General features: G+C 70.5%; 15 protein-coding genes. 8 read left to right on the top strand and 7 right to left on the bottom strand.

The genetic code is table 11. From position 1 onward, the window contains the following. Positions 1–2: 2 nt before the first annotated feature. The 4 genes from ACFY9I_RS06630 to ACFY9I_RS06615 form a co-directional block, all read right to left on the bottom strand. Complete coding sequence (locus ACFY9I_RS06630; RefSeq protein ID WP_390997529.1) at positions 3–608, bottom strand: TetR family transcriptional regulator C-terminal domain-containing protein; 606 nt, start codon at positions 606–608, stop codon at positions 3–5. Between the two features lie 29 nt (positions 609–637). Next, a complete protein-coding gene (locus tag ACFY9I_RS06625; protein ID WP_390997527.1) occupies positions 638–2698 on the bottom strand; it encodes a discoidin domain-containing protein in 2061 nt (686 codons plus the stop codon). Between the two features lie 280 nt (positions 2699–2978). Next, the gene (locus ACFY9I_RS06620) at positions 2979–4094 is read right to left on the bottom strand and encodes a substrate-binding domain-containing protein (protein ID WP_390997524.1); all 1116 of its coding nucleotides are present in this window, start codon (positions 4092–4094) and stop codon (positions 2979–2981) included. A 400-nt stretch (positions 4095–4494) separates the two neighbouring features. Then, positions 4495–4941, bottom strand: coding sequence for an anthrone oxygenase family protein (locus tag ACFY9I_RS06615; protein ID WP_390997521.1), 447 nt, complete (start codon positions 4939–4941; stop codon positions 4495–4497). A gap of 90 nt (positions 4942–5031) precedes the next feature. Between ACFY9I_RS06615 and ACFY9I_RS06610 the strand changes: the two genes are divergently transcribed. Next, a complete protein-coding gene (locus ACFY9I_RS06610) occupies positions 5032–5610 on the top strand; it encodes a WHG domain-containing protein (RefSeq protein ID WP_390997518.1) in 579 nt (192 codons plus the stop codon). A gap of 31 nt (positions 5611–5641) precedes the next feature. On the opposite strand, the gene ACFY9I_RS06605 is transcribed toward ACFY9I_RS06610, so the two are convergent. Next, positions 5642–6670: a substrate-binding domain-containing protein gene (locus ACFY9I_RS06605; RefSeq protein ID WP_390997515.1), complete on the bottom strand. Its 1029-nt coding sequence runs from the start codon at positions 6668–6670 to the stop codon at positions 5642–5644. Between the two features lie 302 nt (positions 6671–6972). On the opposite strand from ACFY9I_RS06605, the gene ACFY9I_RS06600 reads away from it, so the two are divergent. From ACFY9I_RS06600 to ACFY9I_RS06585, 4 genes are all read left to right on the top strand, one after another. After that, positions 6973–8289: an extracellular solute-binding protein gene (locus tag ACFY9I_RS06600; RefSeq protein ID WP_390997513.1), complete on the top strand. Its 1317-nt coding sequence runs from the start codon at positions 6973–6975 to the stop codon at positions 8287–8289. 51 nt (positions 8290–8340) lie between these two features. Beyond that, complete coding sequence (locus ACFY9I_RS06595; RefSeq protein ID WP_390997510.1) at positions 8341–9303, top strand: ABC transporter permease subunit; 963 nt, start codon at positions 8341–8343, stop codon at positions 9301–9303. Positions 9304–9361: 58 nt separating this feature from the next. Beyond that, on the top strand, positions 9362–10183 hold the full coding sequence (locus ACFY9I_RS06590) for an ABC transporter permease subunit (protein WP_390997507.1): 822 nt from the start codon (positions 9362–9364) through the stop codon (positions 10181–10183). A 111-nt stretch (positions 10184–10294) separates the two neighbouring features. Then, the gene (locus ACFY9I_RS06585; protein WP_390997505.1) at positions 10295–12382 is read left to right on the top strand and encodes a beta-L-arabinofuranosidase domain-containing protein; all 2088 of its coding nucleotides are present in this window, start codon (positions 10295–10297) and stop codon (positions 12380–12382) included. A gap of 133 nt (positions 12383–12515) precedes the next feature. Here the strand turns inward: ACFY9I_RS06585 and ACFY9I_RS06580 are convergent, their stop codons facing one another. Beyond that, positions 12516–12890 carry a hypothetical protein gene (locus tag ACFY9I_RS06580; RefSeq protein WP_390997503.1) on the bottom strand — a complete coding sequence of 125 codons (375 nt, stop codon included), beginning with the start codon at positions 12888–12890 and terminating at the stop codon, positions 12516–12518. A 126-nt stretch (positions 12891–13016) separates the two neighbouring features. Between ACFY9I_RS06580 and ACFY9I_RS06575 the strand changes: the two genes are divergently transcribed. The 3 genes from ACFY9I_RS06575 (at position 13017) to ACFY9I_RS06565 (ending at position 17472) form a co-directional block, all read left to right on the top strand. Continuing rightward, positions 13017–13445: an Ig-like domain-containing protein gene (locus ACFY9I_RS06575; protein WP_390997500.1), complete on the top strand. Its 429-nt coding sequence runs from the start codon at positions 13017–13019 to the stop codon at positions 13443–13445. A gap of 50 nt (positions 13446–13495) precedes the next feature. Next, positions 13496–15667 carry a beta-L-arabinofuranosidase domain-containing protein gene (locus tag ACFY9I_RS06570; RefSeq protein WP_390997498.1) on the top strand — a complete coding sequence of 724 codons (2172 nt, stop codon included), beginning with the start codon at positions 13496–13498 and terminating at the stop codon, positions 15665–15667. 131 nt (positions 15668–15798) lie between these two features. Then, on the top strand, positions 15799–17472 hold the full coding sequence (locus ACFY9I_RS06565) for a cellulase family glycosylhydrolase (RefSeq protein WP_390997495.1): 1674 nt from the start codon (positions 15799–15801) through the stop codon (positions 17470–17472). Between the two features lie 68 nt (positions 17473–17540). Here the strand turns inward: ACFY9I_RS06565 and ACFY9I_RS06560 are convergent, their stop codons facing one another. Next, positions 17541–20684: a glycoside hydrolase gene (locus tag ACFY9I_RS06560; protein ID WP_390998083.1), complete on the bottom strand. Its 3144-nt coding sequence runs from the start codon at positions 20682–20684 to the stop codon at positions 17541–17543. Positions 20685–20841 lie beyond the last annotated feature (157 nt).

Genomic DNA, 20841 nt, shown 5'->3' with positions numbered 1-20841 from the left:
TCTCACGGGCGGGCTTCCTCCCGCACGAGACCGGCCACGTGGTCGGTGATCGTGTCGAGGATGTCCGTCCACGCCGCGTCGTCTCCGAGGACCAGGAAGTTCAGAGTGAGGCCGTCGGTCATGGCGGCCAGGTAGCGGGCCAGTACGGGAACGGGGACGGTGAGCTCGAACTCCATGCTCCCGCGCAACTGTTCGATCAGTTCGGCGTAGGTCTCGCGGTACATCTCGTACTGCCGTCTGGCCAGGTGCTCGAACCCGGGCTCACGCAGGGCGTACTGGGTCAGCTCATAGGTGAGCATGTGTTCGCCCGGGTGGGCGGAGACATGGTCCCAGTAGGCCTGGAAACCGGCCCGGACGGTCTCCCTGAGGGTGTCCCGGGGCCGGATCGCCTCCCGGACGAGGGCGACGTAGTGCCCGGTGATGGTGGTGATCACGGACTCGAGCAGCTCCTGCTTCGACTCGAAGCAGTAGTGGAAGACGCTCAGTGACACGCCCGCCTCGGCCGCGATGGACCGGGTCGTCGTCCTGGGGACGCCGTCCCGGGTCATCGCGCGGATCGCGGCCTCGGTGAGCTGTCTGCGCCGCTCGGCCGACGGCAGGCGTGCCATGTGGTCCCTCTTTCCCCCGTGGTGTGCGGTCAGCCGCTGTAGACGCCGACCTCGTAGAGGGAGTAACCCCAGTCCGTGCCGCGGTCCGTCCCCAGCATCCGAACATATCTGGCTGTCACGGCGGAGAACGTGGCCGTGTCCAGGCCGCCGTCGCCCGAGGTCGTGGACCACACCGTCTTCCAGGTCGAACCGTCGGTGGAGACGTCGATCTGGTACGCCTTGCCGTAGGCCCGCTCCCAGTCCAGCGTGACCTTCTTGATCACACGGGAGGAACCGAGGTCCAGCTTCAGCCACTGGCTGTCGCTCCAGTCGCTCGCCCAGCGGGTTCCGCCGTCACCGTCCACCGCCCGGCCGGGCTGGTAGCTGGTGACGGGGTTCGACTCGGACGCACTGGCCGTCGCCGCCGCGCCCTTGGCGAGGTTCACGCCCGCCTGGTGGGCCTCGGACGCACCCCAGGTGCCCAGGTAGGACTCGGCGCCCTTGAACAGGTCGTCCACGACGCCCTGGCCGCCGACGAGCCGGATGTCCTCGATCCAGTCCGGGACCATGCCCACATGGGCGGCACCGTCGGTGTTGTAGTTCCAGGTGCGCTGACCCGTGGTCTGCTTGTCGACCGTCGAGCCGCCGTCGACGCTCTTGAAGGGGTACGACACCGGGTTGGAGGTGTTCGCGCCGCGCGGGGCGGGGTGGTCGCCGATGCCGTTGAAGTCCGTGCCGAAGCCGTAGCCGACGTCGTACTTGGTCCGCAGCGCGTCGGTACGCTTCGCCTCCTCGCTGAACTCCTGCGAGCCGTGCATGTACTGGGCGACGAAACCGCCGAGGGAGTAGACCCGCTCCGTCCAGTTGAGGTCCATCCAACTGTGCGAGGACAGCACGCCCGGGTAGGACGCGGCCTCGAACATGTCCAGGACCTGACCGGTGGCCTTGACGCTCATGTGGTCGATCTCGAGCATCATCTTGCGCTTCATCATGCCCTGCACGGCGTACTCACCGAGGTCGGTGAGCCCGCGCACGTTGCACTGCGCGTTCTCGTCGTACTCCGGCACCTCGGTGCCCGGCGGCAGATCCTCCTCGGCCTCCGTCGAGGCCCCACCGATCGGGTTGTCCTTCTGCGGACCCTTGCACTTCTCCGTCTGCCAGAACGTGCCCGTCGACAGGAACTGGCCGACGTTGATCGCGGTACCGAGACCGTGCTCGTCGAAGCGGACGCCGCACAGCGCGTTGTCGAACTTGTGGCACAGGAACATGCTGCGCACACCCAGGTCGTACAACTCGTCGAGACCCTTGTCGATGTCCGCCTTGCCGCACTGCGGGATGTCGAGGATCTGCTTGCAGCCGAACGGCTCGGAGGTCTCCACGCCCAGCACGACGGCGAGCTTGCCCTGCTTGACGACCTCACGGGCCTGCGCGCTGTCGGTGACGATCCGGAACCAGCCCTTGCCGGTGCCGCCGTACTGCGCGTCGATGTACGCCTGGAGGGCGTACGTCAGCTTCGCCTGGAGCCGGATCGAGGTCATCTCGTCACAACTGCGGTCCTTGAACGGGTAGATCGAGCAGATCATCCCGTTGGTGACCAGGTCGTTGACCAGCACCCGCTGGCCGCCGCGCCAGGCGCGTTCGATCCAGGCGTAGTAGTTGGCCTGGTGGGTCATCGAGTCGTACGCCGGCCAGTCCTTGAACGTCGGCCAGCCGACCGGGTCGTGCTTGCCGTCGCCGCCGTGGGTGATGTAGTCGAAGAGCGCGAGTGAGCCGTCGGGGTAGTGCTCGGGACAGTCCTTCAGCGCGTCCGCGACGCCGGACGTCGAGAACACCTTGCCGCAGATGAGCCGGCCACCGAACGCCTCGCCCGAGAACAGGTGGTTGTGCGCGTCGACGAACCCGCGCACGTCGCCCGCCGAGTCGGTCCCCTTGAACGGCTCACCCGTCACGTTGATCTGTGAGTCGGGCGACGGCCGTGAGGTGGGCAGCCACCATTCGCCGGTGGCGGCCGAACTCGACGACGGGCTGAGCAGCATGCCCATCGCGGTCAGGAACAGTGCCAGCACCATGAGGGGTCTGCGTCTGCGGTGGGCGCGTGGAGTCCTGGTCATCACTCACGTCCTCGGTCGGGGGGTGCGCGGTCGATCGGCCAGACCGTTCCGGGACGCGGTGAACACCCACGACGCCATAGTCCGTTTGTCATGGCTGGCACAAGCGATGTGACGAGAATCGCCACTGTGGTGATCCGAGTCAATAGTCCGGGACGCTTGACCTGATGGCGCCTTCGGCCCTACGGAGGGGTGACGCTCGGTCAAATACAACGCGCAGGCGGGGGTTGTCCCCAACCGCAGACAACCCCCGCCCCCACCGACCTGTGCGCACGCCGCACGTTCAGGGAAGCGTACGTACCGACTGACGGATCACCAGTTGCGTGCTCAGCACCACGTGGTCGTCGCCGCCGAGGCGCTCCTCGCGCTCCAGTGCCAGCCGGACCGCCGTACGTCCCAGATCCTCGTACGGCACCCGGACCGTGGTGAGCGCGGGGGAGAGGTCGGCGGCGAACGGCACGTCGTCGAACCCGATGAGGGAGACATCACCCGGGACGTCGAGACCGGCCTCGCGCAGCGCGGCCAGGGCGCCCGTGGCCACCATGTCGGTGCCCGCGAACACCGCCGTGAACTCCAGCCCGGCCGCCAGCGCCTCCCGCGTGCGCTGATAGCCCGACACGCGGGTGTACGGGCCCGGCTGGTCCAACTCCTCCACGTGCGCCACCCCGTGGGCGCGCAGTGCGTGCCGGAAACCGTCCCGGCGCTGTTCGGACGTGCTCAGTCCGGGGACCCCGCCCAGGAAGAGGATGCGCCGGTGCCCGGCGATGAGCAGATGGTCGGTGGCCTGGAAGGCGCCGCCCCGGTTGTCGTACTGCACCACCGTGACCGGCAGATCGCCGGGCAGCGGCGGGCGGCCCACGAGCACCAGTCGGGAGCCCGCGGCGTCCAGCGCCGTCGCGTACTCGGCCATGCGCCGCTGGTACGCCTCGTCCTCGGTCGCCCCGCCGACGAGGAGGACCGCGGCCGCGTGCTGCTCGCGCATCAACTGCACCAGGTCGTCCTCGCGGGCCGCGTCGTCGTGCGTGGCGCACACGAGGCTCAGCCGGCCCCGGTCGGCGGCCGCCTGCTCCACCCCGGCGGCGACATGGGCGAGCGAGGGGCCGGTGATGTCCCTGATGACCAGCGCGACGGGGCCCGCGACCCGACCGGAGAGCGCCTTGGCGTGCACGTTCACCACGTAGTGCAGTGACTCGACCGCAGCCATCACACGAGCCCGGGTCTCGGCGGACACCGGGTAGTTCCCGGCGAGCGTGCGGGAAACGGTTGCTACGGACACCCCGGCCTGCGCGGCGACATCCCGAATAGTGCTGGGCCGCTCGCCGCCCGTGGTGCTGCTCCGTCGACGCCTGGCCCCGTTGGGTTCGGAGCTGCTCCGGCGACCGTTTTCATTGACCGTCACGGTTCGACGTTACTGCATGGAAGAGTGTTCGCGGAGGGCGGATGGGGAACCGGGGTGCTCCATGATGGTAAGCGTTTACCCGCGCGGGGGCCCCGGCGGCTGGTTGCGACGCCTCGGGCGCGATGCCGCAGGGCCGATCAGGACGATCAGGCGCCCGCCGAAACGGTGGCTGTGGCTGTGGTTGTGGTTGTGACGTGGTGGTGCCGGCGGACGCGGGCCGGTGGTGACCGCGGGTAGGGGGAGTGGGGCCGGAGCGGTGGGTGGACGGCCGGGCGGACGGTTAGGGCATCCATGTGGGGCGTTGGGCTCGGGCTCGGGCTCGGGCTCGGCGTTGGGTGTCGTCGCGCTCGGCGCGGAGGAGCTGCAGGGCTGACCAGTGCCTGTCTGGGGGACTTCGGTATCAGGTGAGGGCGGCGACCAGCAGGGTGAAGGCGCCGATGATGACGGCGACGCGGACGTAGTGCCAGCGCTCCCAGCGGTTCAGCTGCTCCTTCCAGTCCTCGGGCCGGTTCTCGGCGGTCCACGTCTTGTTCCGGTTGTTGATCGGGACGAGCAGCAGAAGCGACATGACCACGCTGAGAATCAGCAGTCCGGCGGCGGTGACGACGAGTCCGGTGCCGTGGTGGTGCCATCCGGCGACGGCCCAGACCACGACCAGGACGAGCGAGCCGATGTACCAGACCGGCATGACGGCACCGAGCATCCGGCCGCCGTGGGCGTGGCCGAGTTGGCGGCTGTCCTCGGGGAGTGCGTTGAGGATCCGGTTCATGACGAAGGCGACGGAGAACTCCACCCCCACCATCACGCCGACGGCCACGGTGGTGAACACCTCGAGTGCGTTGAGCATGATGACCCTCCGGTTATCTAGTGTTGCTAGCTGATGAAGCAACGCTAGTACTGCTGCCGCTCTTTTGTCTAGCAGTGCTAGAATCGAGCCATGTCAGTACAGGAACGCAAGCAGCGCGAACGGGCGGAGCGCGAACGCCTCATCGTGGCGACAGCCCGGGAACTCGCCGAGCAACAGGGCTGGGACGCGGTCACCACCCGTCGGCTCGCCGAGCGCATCGAATACAGCCAGCCCGTCCTCTACAGCCACTTCCGCGGCAAGCGCGAGATCATCGGTGCCGTCGCCCTCCAGGGTGCCGCCGAGCTGGCCGTCGCGCTGCGGGCCGCGACCGCCGCCGGGGACGGTCCGCGTGCCCGGGTCGCCGCCCTCGCCCGGGGCTACCTCGACTTCGCCGAGCGCAACCCTGCGGTCTACGACGCCCTGTTCCAGCTCGACGGCGGCCTGGCGTACGCGCAGGACGACACCCCGGAGCCGCTGAAGGACGCCTTCGCCGCGCTGTTGGAGTGCCTCGGCGAGGTCGCCGGGGACGGCGTCCACCCGGGGCTGTTCACCGAGGTGTTCTGGGCGTCCCTGCACGGGCTCGCGACCCTGACCCGGGCGGGACGGCTGCCACCGGAGTACACCGAGCAGAGGGTGGAACTGCTGGTGGACCGCCTCGCCGTACTCTGACACCCCCGCGCGGGCCGGTCGTGTCCGCCCGTCAGGACAGGGGTGCGGTCGAGCCCCTGATGACCACCTTGCACGGAAGGGTCTCGGTACCGGTGCGGGGCGTTCCGGCGATCGCGGTGAACAGGGCGTGGGCGGCGACTCTTCCGACCTGTTCCAGGTTCATGTCGACGCTGGTCAAGGGCGGACGGGAACCGGCGGTCATGATCTGCCAGTTGTCGAAGCCCATGACCGCGATGTCGTCGGGGACTCGGTGGCCGCGTTCACGCAGGACGTCCATGACGCCGCGGGCGATCTGGTCGCTGCCGCACAGGACGGCGTCGAGATCGGGGTGGCGGTCCAGCAGCATCGCGGTGGCGGCCCGCCCCCACCCCTCCGACCAGGCGCCGAACCGGGGTTCACCGATCACGGCGAGGCCCGCGTCGGCGAGGGCGGCCGCCGCTCCCTCGGCGCGGTCCCGCGCCGCCAGGTAACCGGGGTCGCCGGTGATGTGCGCGATCCGGGAGCGGCCGCAGGCGAGGAGGTGGTCGACGGCGATACGGCCGGCGCCGATGTTGTCGGGGACGACGGAGAAGTCCTCCGGATCGTCGGAGGGGGCGTAGGCGTAGACGACCGGGACGGGCAGCTCGCGGCCCAGCGAGGGGCGGGGGTCGGTGCGGCTGCCGACGACGATGAGGCCGTCGACGCGGCGGCCCAACAGGGCGCGGAGATGGTGCTGTTCGCGGATCGCGTCCCCCCGGGCGTCGCACAGGAAGACCGCGACCTCGCCCGCGCCGAAGGCGTCCTCCGCGCCCATCAGGATCGGTATGCCGAATCTGCCCTCCAGGTCGCTGGTGAGCAGGCCCACGGTGCCGGTCCGGCCGGCGAGCAGACCGCGCGCCACCTGGTTGGGGCGGAACGACAGTCGTTCGGCGGCCTCGATGACCCGCTGTCTGGTCTCCGCGCGGACCTGGCTGCGCCCGTTGAGCGCCTTGGACGCCGTGGCGATCGAGACGCCCGCCAGCCGGGCGACGTCGCCGAGCGTTGCGGGCTGCGGACGAGAGGCGCGGGTGGCCTGTGCCATGGGTGATCTCCTGTCTCGCCACGCGTGCCGACCCCGCGAGGGTGGCACGCCCCACGCCTTCACCATACGCGGAAAGTTTCGGTCAGGATGCTGACACCGGTTTCTGATGTCTCCGACAACCGCCCGCTGCAAGGGGATTGACGGGTATTCGGGTGCGGCCTAGCGTCTCAGAAAGCCTTTTCGGCCTCTTTCGTCTCCGTACTCGGTTCAGTGCCACGCTCAGCAACACCGCTCAGCGTCACCACAGCCACGTCCCGACCGGCAGGCCCGCAGGGCTCGCCGCGACACAAGGGGGAGCGAACATGGGGAGCACGGTCGGACCGCGTGGCCGCGCGGGACGTCTCAGCACCGGGGCCGTCGCACTGCTCGCCGCCGCGAGCCTGGTCACGGCATGCGGGTCGGGGGACGGTGGCTCGGGCGGCGGCGGAGGGGGCACGGCGGTGAAGGCCGGGGGCGTCGACGACGGCGCCACGCTGACGATGTGGACGCGCGCGGCGACCCGCCCGCAGAGCGAGGCCCTGGTCGAGGCCTACAACGCGAGCCACAGGAACAAGGTCGAGCTGACCGTCGTCCCCACCGACGACTACCAGGCCAAGGTCGGTGCCGCCGCCGGGTCTCGGGACCTGCCCGATCTGTTCGCCTCCGACGTGGTCTTCGTCCCGAACTACACCTCCAGCGGCCTCTTCGCCGACCTCACCGAACGCGTCGAAGCCCTGCCCTTCGCCGAGAGCCTGGCCCGGTCGCACCTCGAGGCCGGCACGTACGAGGACAAGAAGTACGTGGTGCCGCACACCCTCGACCTGTCGGTGCTCTTCTACAACAAGGACCTGTACCGCAAGGCGGAGCTCGATCCCGAGAAGCCGCCCACCACCCTGGCCGAGTGGGACGAGCAGGCACGGGCCGTGGACGCGCTCGGCGGTGACGTCAACGGGACCTTCTTCGGCGGCAACTGCGGTGGCTGTGGCGTCTTCACCTGGTGGCCCTCCATCTGGGCCGCCGGCGAGGAGGTGCTGAACGAAGACGGCACCGAGGCACGACTCGCCTCCGCCACCGCCAAGAAGGTCTACGACACCTACCGGGGCTGGGTGGACGACGACATCGTGGCGCCCGGCGCGAAGGACGAGACGGGGACGTCCTGGACCGGAATCTTCCCGAAGGGGAAGGTCGGGGTCATGCCCATGCCGTCGACCACGCTGGGGCTGATGCCCAAGGACCTGGACCTCGGCGTCGCCCCCATCCCCGGGCCCGACGGCGGGAAGTCCACCTTCGTCGGCGGTGACGCCATCGGCATCTCCGCGACCAGCGAAAAGGCCGACCAGGCCTGGAACTTCCTCGCCTGGTCCCTCGGCGACAAGGCACAGGTCGATGTCGTCGCCGCCCACAAGGACGTCGTGGCCCGCACCGATCTGGCGTCCAACAAGCACTCCGCCGCCGACCCCCGGCTCGTCACCGTCAACGAACTCGTGGCCGAGGGCCACACCCCCTACGCGCTCAAGTTCGGCCAGACCTTCAACGATCCCAACGGGCCCTGGCTGACGCTCATGCGCGACGCCGTCTTCGGCGACGGGAAGTCCCTGGACAAGGACAACGAGGCGGTCAGCGAGTCCTTGGCCGACTGAGGCGCGCCGCCCACCACTCCCCACGTCCCCGTGACACGCCAGAGGAGAGGCATGCAGGTGAAGGTGGCCGAGCCCGCGCCGACCGCGCACCGGTTACGGCCCAAGGAGCGAGGCCGTCCGCCCCGTGCCTCCGCGCCGAGGTGGCGGTCGCGCAAGGCGCGGGGGCTCGCCTACGCGGCTCCCACGGCCGTGTTCGTCGGGGTCTTCTTCGTACTGCCGCTGCTGCTCGTCGGACAGATGTCGCTCAGTGACTGGCCGCTGCTCGCAGGCAACCGGGGCGTCAACGCCCCCGAGAACTTCACCGACATCACCGACGCCCCGCTGTTCTGGCCGGCCGTCCGCTTCACGCTCCTCTACACCGGCGTCGTCACCGTCGTGCTCCTCGGCCTCGCCCTCCTGCTCGCCCTGCTGGTGCAGGAGTCCCGGCCCGGCGCCGGCTTCTTCCGCACGGTCTACTTCCTGCCCAGCGCCCTCGGCCTGGCCTCCGCCTCCCTGCTGTTCTGGGGGCTCTACAGCCCGACCACCGGTCCCCTCAGCGGCATCCTGGAAGGGCTCGGCCTCGTCGACGACCCGGTGTCCTTCCTCGGCTCACCGACCGCCGCCCTGCTGTCGACGGTTTTCCTGATCGTCTGGAAGTTCGCCGGCTTCTACATGCTGATCCTCCTCGTGGGCCTGCAACGCATCCCGCACGAGGTGTACGAGGCGGCGCGCACGGACGGCGCGAGCCGGGGCCAGATCTTCCGCTCCATCACCCTGCCCCTGCTGCGTCCGTCCCTCTCCCTGACCCTGCTCCTCTGCGTGACCGGATCACTGCTCGCCTTCGACCAGTTCTTCATCCTCACCAAGGGCGGACCCGACAACAGCACCGTCACCGTCGTCCAGTTGATCTACCGCGAGGCCTTCCAGCGCCTGAACCTCGGCACGGCGGCGGCCCTGTCGATCATCGTGCTGGCCGTGTTGCTCATGCTCAACGCCCTGCAGTTCCGTGGCCTGCGCCACGCCGACGAGCCATGACCCCCACCGCCGCACCCGCCGCACCCGCCGCACCCATCCGAGGAGAAGGGACACCACGGTGCTCACCCGTGCCCTGGGCCGGACGCCCCACTACGTCGTCGCCTCAGGCCTGGCCGTCATCTTCCTGTTCCCCCTGCTGTGGAACGCCTGGGCCTCGGTCAGCGGACAGCCCGGCACCGCACAGGAGTCCGGCTACGGCCTCGGCAACTACCGGACGCTGCTCGACTACGACGCGGGCCTGTGGCGGTACCTCCTCAACAGCACGGTCGTGTCGGCGCTGACGGTCGCCCTGACCCTCGGCGTGTCCCTGCTCGGCGGCTACGCCTTCGCCCGCTTCGACTTCCCCGGCAAGAACGTGCTGTTCCTGCTGACCCTGGCCATCCTGATGGTCCCGTACGCCACTCTCCTCATCCCGCTCTACGTGCTGCTCGGCAGGCTCCACCTGCAGAACTCGCTCATCGGGCTGAGCCTGGTGCTGGCGATGTTCCAACTGCCGTTCGCCACCTTCATGATGCGGATCTCCTTCGAGGCGGTGCCGCGCGAACTGGAGGAGTCGGCCCTCGTCGACGGCTGCGGCACGGCGGGCGCGCTGCGCCGGGTGCTCCTCCCGGCGGTGCGGCCCGGGTTGATCACCGTGGGGCTGTTCGCGTTCCTCGCCGCCTGGAACGACTTCATCGCACCCCTGATCCTCATCTCCGACAGCGAGAAGGCACCCCTGCCGCTGGCCGTCGCCAACCTGCGGCAACAGAGCATGGGCGCGGTCGACTACGGCGCGACCGAGGCGGGCGTCGTCGTCCTCGCCGTGCCCTGCCTGCTCCTCTTCCTGCTCCTGCAACGGCACTACGTACGGGGCTTCATGTCCGGCGCGCTCAAGGGGTGAACCCCGGGGGGCGGACCCCGCGGGGTGAGCCCTCGGGGGGCGGAGCCCGCCGGCATCCCACCGACGACCGAAGGGACGAACCGAAGGCATGAACAGGTGAGGGAGAACGCGGTGACGTCATCCGTCCTGCCCGTGGCACCCACCCGGGGCCGGCTGCGGCCGCTCGGCCTCGACGAGGTCAGGATCACCGGCGGTTTCTGGGCCCGGCGACGGCACACCAACGCGACGGCCACGCTCGACCACTGCCGCGCCTGGATGGACCGGGTCGGCTGGACCGGTAACTTCCGGGCTGCTGTCGAGGGCCGGATCCACCGGGACCGGCGCGGCCGGGAGTTCGCCGACTCCGAGGTCTACAAGCTGCTCGAAGCCATGGCCTGGGAGGCGGCGAACGGCGGCGGCACCCCGCTGGACGAGAAGATCACCGCCCTCACCGACCTCGTCGCCCCCGCCCAGGACCCCGACGGCTATCTGAGCACCGCCTTCGGCCGCCCCGGACAACCGGCCCGCTACAGCGACCTCGAAGAGGGCCACGAACTGTACTGCCAGGGTCACCTCGTCCAGGCCGGCGTGGCCCAGGCCCGCGCCCGGGGTGAGGGCGAACTCACCAAGATCGCCGAGCGGGCCGCCGACCACGTCTGTTCGACCTTCGGGCCGGGCGGCGTCGAGGCCGTCTGCGGCCACCCGCAGATCGAGTCGGCGCTCGTGGAACTCGCCCGTCTCACCGGCCGGCAGCGCTATCTCGACCAGGCCGCGCTCTTCGTCGACCGGCGCGGCCACGGCACCCTCGCCGAGGGCGAGTTCGGCCGCGCCTACTTCCAGGACGACCTGCCGGTCCGCAGCGCCACCGTGCTGCGCGGCCACGCCGTCCGCGCCCTCTACCTCGCCGCCGGAGCCGTCGACGTGGCCGTGGAGAACGGCGACGACGACCTGCTCGCGGCGGTCGTACGGCAGTGGGAGGCCGCGGTCGCCCGCCGCACCTACATCACCGGCGGCATGGGCTCGCACCACCGCGACGAGTCCTTCGGCGACGACTTCACGCTGCCCCCGGACCGCGCCTACTCGGAGACCTGCGCCGGGGTCGCCTCCGTGATGCTCGGCTGGCGCCTGCTGCTCGCCACCGGCGAGTCCCGCTTCGCCGACCTCCTCGAGCGGACCCTGTTCAACGTGGTCGCGGCCTGCTCTGCCGAGGACGGCCGGTCCTTCTTCTACGCCAACACCCTGCACCGGCGGCAGCGGGGCGTCGCACCGCCGGCGGACCTCGACAGCCCGCGCGCCGACTCGGGGCTGCGCGCCCCCTGGTTCGCGGTGTCGTGCTGCCCGACCAATGTGGCCCGGACCCTGGCGCAGCTCCCCGCCTATCTGGCGACGGCGGACGACGAGGGGGTGCAGCTGCACCAGTACGCCGACGCGGACATCGCCACCTCCCTGCCCGGCGGGCACGGTGTCGCCCTACGGGTCCGCACCGACTACCCGTCCGGCGGGACCGTCACCGTACGGATCGGCCGCTCCCCGGCCCGCTCCTGGACCCTGTCCCTGCGGGTGCCCGCGTGGACGGCGGGCGCCACCGCGTGGCTGGTGGAGACCGAAGGCGTACGCCGCCCGGTCGCCCCGGGCACGGCGACGGTCACCCGCGTCTTCCGTCCCGGGGACGAGATCCGGCTCGAACTGCCCGTCGCACCCCGCTGGATCGGTGCCGACCCCCGCGTCGACGCCGTACGCGGCACGGTGGCCGTCCAGCGCGGGCCGCTGGTCTACTGCGCCGAGTCCGTCGATCTGCCGGACGGCCATGACGTCGACGCGCTCCGGGTGGACCCGTCCGTCGCCCCGCAGGACGGGCCGGGCGGACCGGTGACGGACACCCCGGGCACCGACACCGTCACCACCATCACCACCATCACCACCACCACCACCACCACCGTCGTCGTCGCCGGAGAGATCGCCGTACCCACCGGTCAGGGTGATGCGGCCTGGCCGTACGAGCCGCTGGGCCGCCCCGCGCCACGGCCCACCACCCCCGCCGGAATCGTCCTGGTGCCCTACTACTCCTGGGCGAACCGGGGGCCCTCGACGATGCGGGTGTGGCTGCCGACGACGGCGGAGGCCCGACCCGAAGGCCCGGACGGGGACGGGGACGGTGACGTGGACGTGGACGTGGACGGGAACGTGGACCGGGACAGCGGAACCGACACGGGGAGGTAGTCGTGCGCGGACCACGAAGACGGCACCACCGCGGAACCCTGGCCGGAGCGCTGGCCGTGGGGCCCGGGCTGCTCACCGCGCTCGTCGCCGTGGCTCCGGCCGAGGCGGACAACTCGGGGATCGGCTACCCGGTCTACCCCGGATCGGTAGAGCCCGTACCGGAGTTACCGGCGGGCTTCGTCTCCCGGGGCCGGGCCGTGTTCATGAAGGAGCACGACCCCACGCGGCTCGGCTTCGCGGGCAAGGTGGCGTACTGCGAGAGCATCGGCAACCGCTCCGCGTACACGGTCGACCTGGCCGTCGACGGGGAGGACCTCCCTCTGCGAGAGGACCTCGACTCCAGGAAGCAGACACCGAGCCACTGGCGCGGCGAGTTCACCCACGAGGACACCGGACTGACCGTCACCGAGACGAAGTTCATCACCGACACGAACGTCGCCGTGACGAACCCGGCCCTCACCGACACCGGCTCCGGGAGCCGCCGGAGCACCCTGCGCGGCCGGCTCACCGGACACCCGGACCTGGCCCTCGGCGTCCAGGAGTGGAAGGTGTACGCCGAGCCTCCCGAGTCCGTGCGCGAGGTCCACGTCCCCACCCCACGCGGCACGGTCCCGGAACCGCCCGATGAGGTCACGTGGTGTACGCGGACGGTTCCACCGCACGCTCGCCGGTGGTCTGGCCCGCTCTCACCGAGGCGCAGGTCGCCGAGGGCGGCACCAGCGTGCGGATCACCGGGATCGCCGACCGGGCCGCGCGGCCCGTCACCGCCACCGTGTGGGTGTGGCAGACCGACGCCGTCGAGATCACCAGCGTCGCCGAGGGGCGCGTCACCACCCTGGCCGGCCGGGCACCCACCGTCCCGGCCACCGTCGTCGCCACCTTCAACGACGGCTCCAGGGACGGTGGGACCGCGGTGCCCTGGGACCCGGTCGAGCCGGAACGCTACGCCGAGCCCGGAACCATCGAGGTGCGGGGGACCGTGGCCGGAACGACTTACCGGGCCAACGGCGGCGGTGACGGTGACCGGCCCGCCCTGAGGACCCTTCGCGCCTCCTCCGCTTGACCGGACGATCAACCCCCACCTCTACCCACCTGAGATCGGAGTCCGAGCGCATGTCCCAACCCCCCACCCGGCGACGGCTGTTGAGCTGCGCCGCCGGAGCCGCAGCGGCCACACCACTCGCACAGACGACGGTGCTCGCCGGCACCGCGCACGCGGCGGCCCGCCGGGCCCCGCAGGCGGTGAGCGGCCAGGCCGCCGCAGCCGCCCAGCCCGTCCCGGCCTCCTGGTCGGTACACCCCTTCCCCCTCGACCAGGTCACCCTCGGCGACGGCGTATTCCGCACCAAGCGCGATCTGATGCTCGCCTACGCCCGCTCCTACCCGGCCGACCGCATCCTGGCCGTCTTCCGCGCCAACGCCGGTCTCGACACCCGCGGCGCCCGGCCGCCCGGCGGCTGGGAGACCGCCGACGGCAACCTGCGCGGCCACTACGGCGGCCACTTCCTCACCCTCGTCGCCCAGGCGTACGCGGACACCCGGGAGGCCGCGCTCAAGTCGAAGCTGGACCATTTGGTCGGCGCGCTCGGAGAGTGTCAGACCGCCCTGGCCGAGCACGGTTCGCCGAGACCCAGTCACCCCGGTTACCTGGCGGCGTACCCGGAGACGCAGTTCATCCTGCTGGAGAGCTACACGACGTACCCCACCATCTGGGCCCCCTACTACACCTGCCACAAGATCATGCGGGGTCTCCTCGACGCGCACACGCTGGCCGGGAACGCGCAGGCCCTGACCATCGCCTCGAAGATGGGCGACTGGGTGCACAGCAGGCTGGGCGGACTGCCCAAGGCCCAGTTGGAGCGCATGTGGTCCATCTACATCGCCGGTGAGTACGGCGGGATGAACGAGGTGATGGCGGACCTGTACGCCCTCACGGGCCGGGCGGAACACCTCGCCGCCGCCCGCTGCTTCGACAACACCGCCCTGCTGGACGCCTGTGCCGAGGACCGGGACGTCCTCGACGGCCGGCACGCCAACCAGCACATCCCGCAGTTCACCGGTTATCTGCGGCTGTTCGACGAGACGGGAGAGGAGCGGTACGCCGAGGCGGCCCGCAACTTCTGGGGCATGGTCGCGGGGCACCGGACGTACAGTCTGGGCGGCACCGGGCAGGGCGAGATGTTCCGGGCCCGGGACGCCGTCGCGGCCACGCTCGACGACAAGAACGCCGAGACCTGCGCCACGTACAACATGCTGAAGCTGAGCCGGCAACTGTTCTTCCGGGAGCCGGACCCGGTCCACATGGACCACTACGAGCGGGGTCTGACCAACCACATCCTCGCCTCCCGCCGGGACACGGCCAGTACGAGCAGCCCGGAGGTCACCTACTTCGTCGGAATGGGGCCGGGGGTCGTGCGCGAGTACGGCAACACCGGCACCTGCTGCGGCGGCACCGGTATGGAGAACCACACCAAGTACCAGGACTCGGTGTACTTCCGCTCCGCCGACGGCGCCGCGCTCTACGTCAACCTGTACCTCGCCTCCACCCTGCGGTGGCCGGAGCGGGGCCTCGTCATCCAGCAGGCCGGCGCCTACCCGGCCGAGGGCGTGCGCACCCTGACCTTCCGGGAGGGCGGGGGCAGGCTGGACCTGAAGCTTCGGGTGCCGTCCTGGGCGACGGCCGGCTTCACCGTGACGGTCAACGGGGTGCGGCAACGGGTCGAGGCCGAGCCCGGTTCGTACGTCACCCTGAGCCGGAACTGGCGGCGCGGCGACCGGGTCGGGATCTCCGCGCCCTACCGGTTGCGGGTGGAGAGGGCCCTGGACGATCCCACGGTCCAGTCGGTGTTCTTCGGCCCGCTGCTGTTGGTCGCGCAGAGCCCGGAGACCGGGTTCCGGCCCTTCTCCTTCTACAAGGGCTTCACCCTGCGCGGCGATCTGGCCGACGTGATCCGTCCCGAGGGCAGGCCGCTGCACTTCACCACCCACGGCCTGACCCTCGCACCGTTCTTCATCGGGAACGACGTGCCCTATCACGCCTACTTCAGGCGTTCCGAGCCGGTCGTCGTGTTCGGCACGGCGGACTCCGGGGTCCCGAACCGGTCGCGCAGTGACGGCCTGACCTTCCTGGACGTGCTCTGGGCGCAGGCGCCCTTCACGACGTCCGAGACGTTCGTGCGGGCGGTGCGCACGCTCGCCGACGTCTGGGCGGCCGAAGGGCGGTTCTCCGGCGCCGAGCGGGACGCGGTCGTCGCGGCGGCGACGAGGGCGGGACTGCGGAGCTGAGCGTCGCGTCCTTCCCGATACCCGGCACGCACGAAGGGTTGACGTGTACGTGTCGAAATGAGTCCATGGGAGCGCTCCCATAATCTCCCCCCGCCCGCCCCTCTCGGCGCTCACCCCCACCTGGAGTCGCAGTGAGAACGACAAGCAGCACACAGCGCAGGAACCCCTTGAGAGCCCTCCTGGCCGGAGTCGCGAGCCTCATCGGGCTCACCCTCCTCGGAGTCCTCGCCCCGGCCACCGCCCAGGCCCGCTCGGCGCCGGAGGTCCGGGCGACCGGCCTGCACATCAGCGACGGCCGACTGCTGGAGGGCAACGGCAACGATTTCGTGATGCGCGGCGTCAACCACGCCCACACCTGGTATCCGGGCGAGACCCAGTCGCTGGCCGACATCAAGGCGCTGGGCGCCAACACCGTCCGTGTCGTCCTCTCCGACGGGCACCGCTGGACCGAGAACAGCCCGGCCGACGTGGCGAACGTGGTCGCCCAGTGCAAGGCCAACCGGCTCATCTGCGTCCTGGAGGTGCACGACACCACCGGATACGGCGAGGAGGCCGCGGCCGGGACACTGGACCACGCGGCCGACTACTGGATCGGCCTCAAGGACGTCCTCGCCGGCGAGGAGAACTACGTCATCATCAACATCGGCAACGAGCCCTGGGGCAACACCGACCCGGCGGGCTGGACCGCCCCCACCAAGGCCGCCGTGCAGAAGCTGCGGACCGCGGGCTTCGAACACACGATCATGGTGGACGCGCCCAACTGGGGCCAGGACTGGCAGGGCGTCATGCGCGCCAACGCCCGGTCCGTGTACGAGGCCGACACCACCGGCAACCTGATCTTCTCGATCCACATGTACAGCGTCTTCGACACGGCCGCCGAGATCACCGACTATCTGGGCGCCTTCGTGAACGCCGGACTGCCGATCCTCATCGGCGAGTTCGGCGGCCCCGCCGACCAGTGGGGCGACCCGGACGAGGACACCATGATGGCGACCGCCGAGCGGCTCGACCTCGGCTATCTCGCCTGGTCCTGGAGCGGCAACACCGACCCGATCCTGGACCTGTCGATCGACTTCGACCCCACGCGGCTCAGCGCCTGGGGCCAGCGCATCTTCAACGGCGCCGACGGCATCGCGCAGACCGCCGAGGAAGCCACGGTCTTCGGCGGCGGCAACCCGGGTGACACCCAGGCCCCGACGGCCCCCGGCGCTCCGCGCGCCTCGGCCGTGACGGCCACCTCCGCCACGCTGTCCTGGACCGCCTCCACGGACAACGTCGGCGTCACCGGCTACGACATCGTCCGGGTGACCGGCTCCACCGAGACCAAGCTCGCCGCCTCCACCACCAGCACCGCCACCCTGACCGGCCTCACCGCCGACACGGCCTACACCTTCGCCGTCTACGCCCGGGACGCGGCCGGCAACCGGTCGGCGCGCTCCGCCACCGTGAACGTCACGACCGAGGAGGGCGGCGGCACACCCGGCGGCGACTGCTCCGTCACCTACCGCGCCACCAATGCGTGGCCCGGCGGCTTCCAGGGCGAGATCGTCATCCGCAACACCGGCACCACCGCCGTCAGCGGCTGGACGCTGGCCTTCGCCTTCGCCGACGGCCAGACCGTCACCAACATGTGGGGCGGAACGGTCACCCAGAGCGGTGGTGCGGTGAGCGTGAAGCCCGCTTCCTACACCTCCACCATCCCGGCCGCCGGCTCCGTCACGGTCGGGTTCGTCGGCGCCAAGGGCAGCACCAACACCGCGCCGACCGCGTTCACGCTCAACGGAACCGCCTGCGCGAGCAGTTGACCGACGCCGTACGCGGCGACCGGCGGGGGTGGCCGATGCCCACCCCCGCCCGTCGCCTCACGCTCGCTTCAGCGTCGTACGAGTTGGATCCGGTACGTCCGCGAACGCGTGCCGTCCTCGCCGGTCACGGTGACGACGGCCGTGGTCCGGCCGCTCCGTTCCACGGTGACGGTCGCGTACGGGTCGCGGGCGGTGGCGGTGACCGCCGCGCGGCCCGGGTCGGCGGTCACGACCCGGTAGGCGGTGGTGTCGGGGTCGAAGGACGGGACCGGCTTTCCGCCCACCTCGACGGAGGAGGCGGCGGCGTCCGAGGAGACCCCCGGCGCCTTGGCGAACACCTCGATCTCACCCAGGGTGATGTAACCGCCCTGACGTGCCGTCATGACCACCCGCACCCCCGTCACCGGGCCCGCGTCGAGCGGGACGTCGATCACCGGTGTGCCCTCGGTGCCGACTGTGACGGGGTCGCCCGCGTCGGTCCACGGACCGTTCTCAGCCGCCTGGATTTGCACTTTCAGGCTCTCGGGGAAGGAGGCGTTGGTCCCGTCCCGGTGGAAGTGGGCGACCACACGGCTGAGGCCGCGGGCCTTCGGGAGCCCGAAGGTGATGGTGTCGGACGGGTTCTTGGTGCCCGACCTCCAGTTGGACCAGGCCTTCTCGGCGGTGTTGCCGTTGCGCAGGCGCTCGGCGGAGTAGCCGCTCTCGGTGAAGGTGGCGGCGACGGAGACGTTCGAGTCGGTCGCGATGTTGGTCTCCGTCGCTTCGGTCACCTGGACGCGGGCGGTCGCGCCGACCGTGCCGCCGTCGACGACCTTCGCGGTACCCGTCAGTGTGACGACACCGGTCTTGTCGAACGCTCCGTCGGGGGCCGCGTCCCAGGCCACCGGCAGGCTGGTCCGGCCACCGTGCCGGCCCACGCCGACGACCGTGGCCGGGAGCTCCGGCTCGCCGCGCACGAAGGTCTTCGCGCGGCCCGGGACGGTCGAGGTGATCGTGTCGACGGTGACGACGGCCTTCGCGGGGATCGTCCGGCCGAGGGCGTCGGTCGCCTCACCCGTCACCCGTACGGTCCCCGGCTTGCGCCACTTCCGGTCCGACGGCAGCTCCCACACGACGGGCAGGGCACCACGGGAGCCGTCCCGGAACACCGGCGTCACGGTCTCGGGCATCGTCGGCCGCAGACCGGGGACGGTGAACGCCTCGGCACGCTCGGTGCGCAGCACGGTCTCGTCGGACACGCTCCAGCGCTGGTTGGCCGCCGAGGTCGGGGTGTACGTCGACACCTTGGCGCCGTCCGCCGACGACTGCCCGGTGACGTCGACAAGGCGTCCGGTGGCGGCGTTCACGAACGTCCAACTGCCGTCACCCGTGGTCGACATGATCCACTGGGCGGCTGCCGGGACCTCGCCGTCGGGCCCCTCTTCGAGGACCGCCTGGTTGTCGCGTACGGCGAGCCGCCTGCCGGTCTCGGCGTTGGTGAGGGCGTAGCGCTCGCGGTTGTCGCTGCCGGGCGTCAGCTTCTCCACCGACCACAGCTGCCGGGCGCTGCTCGCGTCCGTCGTGCGGATGACGACGCCGGTGCCGTCCTCCGACGGGGCCAGCGACTTGCCGCTCTGCGCGCCCTGGAGGCGGTAGACGTGGCCGGGCTGGACGAGGGCGGCGTCCTTCGCCGCACCGCTGACGCCCTGGACCAGGAAGGTGGTGACGGACTTGGCGGGGACGTCGAGTGTGGCCGACTCGTCCTTCACCCGGACCGGCGTGCCCTCGACGAGGGCGCCGTCGGCGCTCGTCACGACCGGGGTGACGGTGGCGCGGGAGGAGACCTTCCCGAAGCGGGAGAGGTCCAGGGTCACGGAGCGCGCGGTCGTGCCGCTGTTCACATGGACGACGGTGGCCGCGCGGCCGGACTTCTTGACGGCGGCGACGCTGGACGGGTCGTCGACCTTCACGAAGTGGTCGCCGGGGCGGATGTGGTGGGTGAAGTTGCGGATGGTGTGGAACTTGGAGTTCGCCCGGATCGGGCAGGTCTCCAGGGTGTCCGTGGCCTTGCAGTTGAACGGGACGTGGATGCTGCCCCAGTTCTTGCCGGCCGCCGCCTGCGGGATCGAGTCCTCGATCGGCTGCCAGAACACCCAGGCGGAGGGCTCCAGTTCCCGCATGTCGTCGACCATGCGGGTGGCGATCCCGAGGCCCGGTTCCATGGTCGTGAAGTCGCTGCCCGTGCCCCAGGTGCCCTCGACCTCGCTCATCCAGAGCTTCTTGTCCGCGCCCTTGGCGATGTCACGGGCGCTGGTGCGCATCCCGGTGCCGTAGGTGTGCACGTTGAGCTGGGGGACGGCCGCCCGCGCGGCGGTGTCGTACGCGTTCCAGTTCTGGGTGAAGATCGTGGGGTTGGTCTCGTCCATCGCCGAGATCTCGGCGTCGGTCCTCGCCCCTTCCAACGCCTTGTCGAGCGCCAGGACGACCTTCTGTTGGAGCGCCGGTCCCGCGTGCGCGCCCTCCTGACGGCCGCCCGTCGGCTGGCCGTTCGCGCCGATCTGGGTGCCCCAGTAGTTGGTGTTGGGCTCGTTCAGCGGCGCGATGGTGTCGAAGTCGATGCCGTGCCGCTTCTCCAACTCCTCGGTCACCCGCACCAGGTACGTGGCGAACTCGTCGACGCGGTCCGCGCGGATCTGGTCCGTGTTGGCGTCGAAGCCGCCGGAGACATAGCCGCTGACGGTCTGGAACCAGGGCGGCGAGTTGCTGAACGCCTCCCAGGTGGTGATCTTGTCCTTGATCTGGTCCACCCACCAGCGCTGGCCGGAGTCGGCGTTCCAGTCCCAGTGGTCGCGGTTGTTCGGGTCCCACCACTCCATGTCCTGCCGGGTGGTTCCCTCGGGGGCCTTCCAGAAGCCCTCCATCGTCGCGCCGGCCTTCATGTAGTCCTTGCGGACGTCCGGGGCGTTGCCGCCGCCGATGTTGTAGCGCGCGATGTTGAGCTTCAGACCGTCCTCACCGAACAGCATGTCGACGAGCCGTCTTCGGACGGGCTCGGGGTAGTTGCCCGTGGCGTTGGCGAACCAGACGAGGCTCGTGCCCCACCCCTCGAACTCCTGCTGCTGGTACGACGGGTCGATCCGTACGGTGACCGCGCTCGGGGCCGCCGAGGCCGAGGTGTCCGCGGCCACCGCAGGCGTGGCCGTCAGACTCGCGCCGAGCACCAGGGGAACCATGGGCGCCACGGCCCGGACGATGCGATGTCGTGGAGTCACAACACTCCCTTTCACAACACAGAGGCCAACGCGTTTCGTTGACATGGCCAAAACACGTGCTTAGCATTCAGGAAACTGAAAGCGCTTTCTAGTCTCTGTGCGCTCGTTTGTGTGTTGT

Origin of the sequence: Streptomyces sp. NPDC012510 (genome assembly GCF_042955065.1) — a bacterium.
Classification (GTDB): domain Bacteria; phylum Actinomycetota; class Actinomycetes; order Streptomycetales; family Streptomycetaceae; genus Streptomyces.
The sequence above is the reverse complement of the archived record's forward strand: the minus strand, read 5'-3'. Positions and strand labels throughout refer to the sequence as shown.

Excerpts from the sequence above, each read along its gene's own strand:
- ACFY9I_RS06630 (WP_390997529.1), bottom strand. The coding sequence starts at position 608 with ATGGCACGCCTGCCGTCGGCCGAGCGGCGCAGACAGCTCACCGAGGCC.
- ACFY9I_RS06625 (WP_390997527.1), bottom strand. The coding sequence starts at position 2,698 with ATGACCAGGACTCCACGCGCCCACCGCAGACGCAGACCCCTCATGGTG.
- ACFY9I_RS06615 (WP_390997521.1), bottom strand. The coding sequence starts at position 4,941 with ATGCTCAACGCACTCGAGGTGTTCACCACCGTGGCCGTCGGCGTGATG.
- ACFY9I_RS06610 (WP_390997518.1), top strand. The coding sequence starts at position 5,032 with ATGTCAGTACAGGAACGCAAGCAGCGCGAACGGGCGGAGCGCGAACGC.
- ACFY9I_RS06605 (WP_390997515.1), bottom strand. The coding sequence starts at position 6,670 with ATGGCACAGGCCACCCGCGCCTCTCGTCCGCAGCCCGCAACGCTCGGC.
- ACFY9I_RS06600 (WP_390997513.1), top strand. The coding sequence starts at position 6,973 with ATGGGGAGCACGGTCGGACCGCGTGGCCGCGCGGGACGTCTCAGCACC.
- ACFY9I_RS06595 (WP_390997510.1), top strand. The coding sequence starts at position 8,341 with ATGCAGGTGAAGGTGGCCGAGCCCGCGCCGACCGCGCACCGGTTACGG.
- ACFY9I_RS06570 (WP_390997498.1), top strand. The coding sequence starts at position 13,496 with ATGTCCCAACCCCCCACCCGGCGACGGCTGTTGAGCTGCGCCGCCGGA.
- ACFY9I_RS06560 (WP_390998083.1), bottom strand. The coding sequence starts at position 20,684 with ATGGTTCCCCTGGTGCTCGGCGCGAGTCTGACGGCCACGCCTGCGGTG.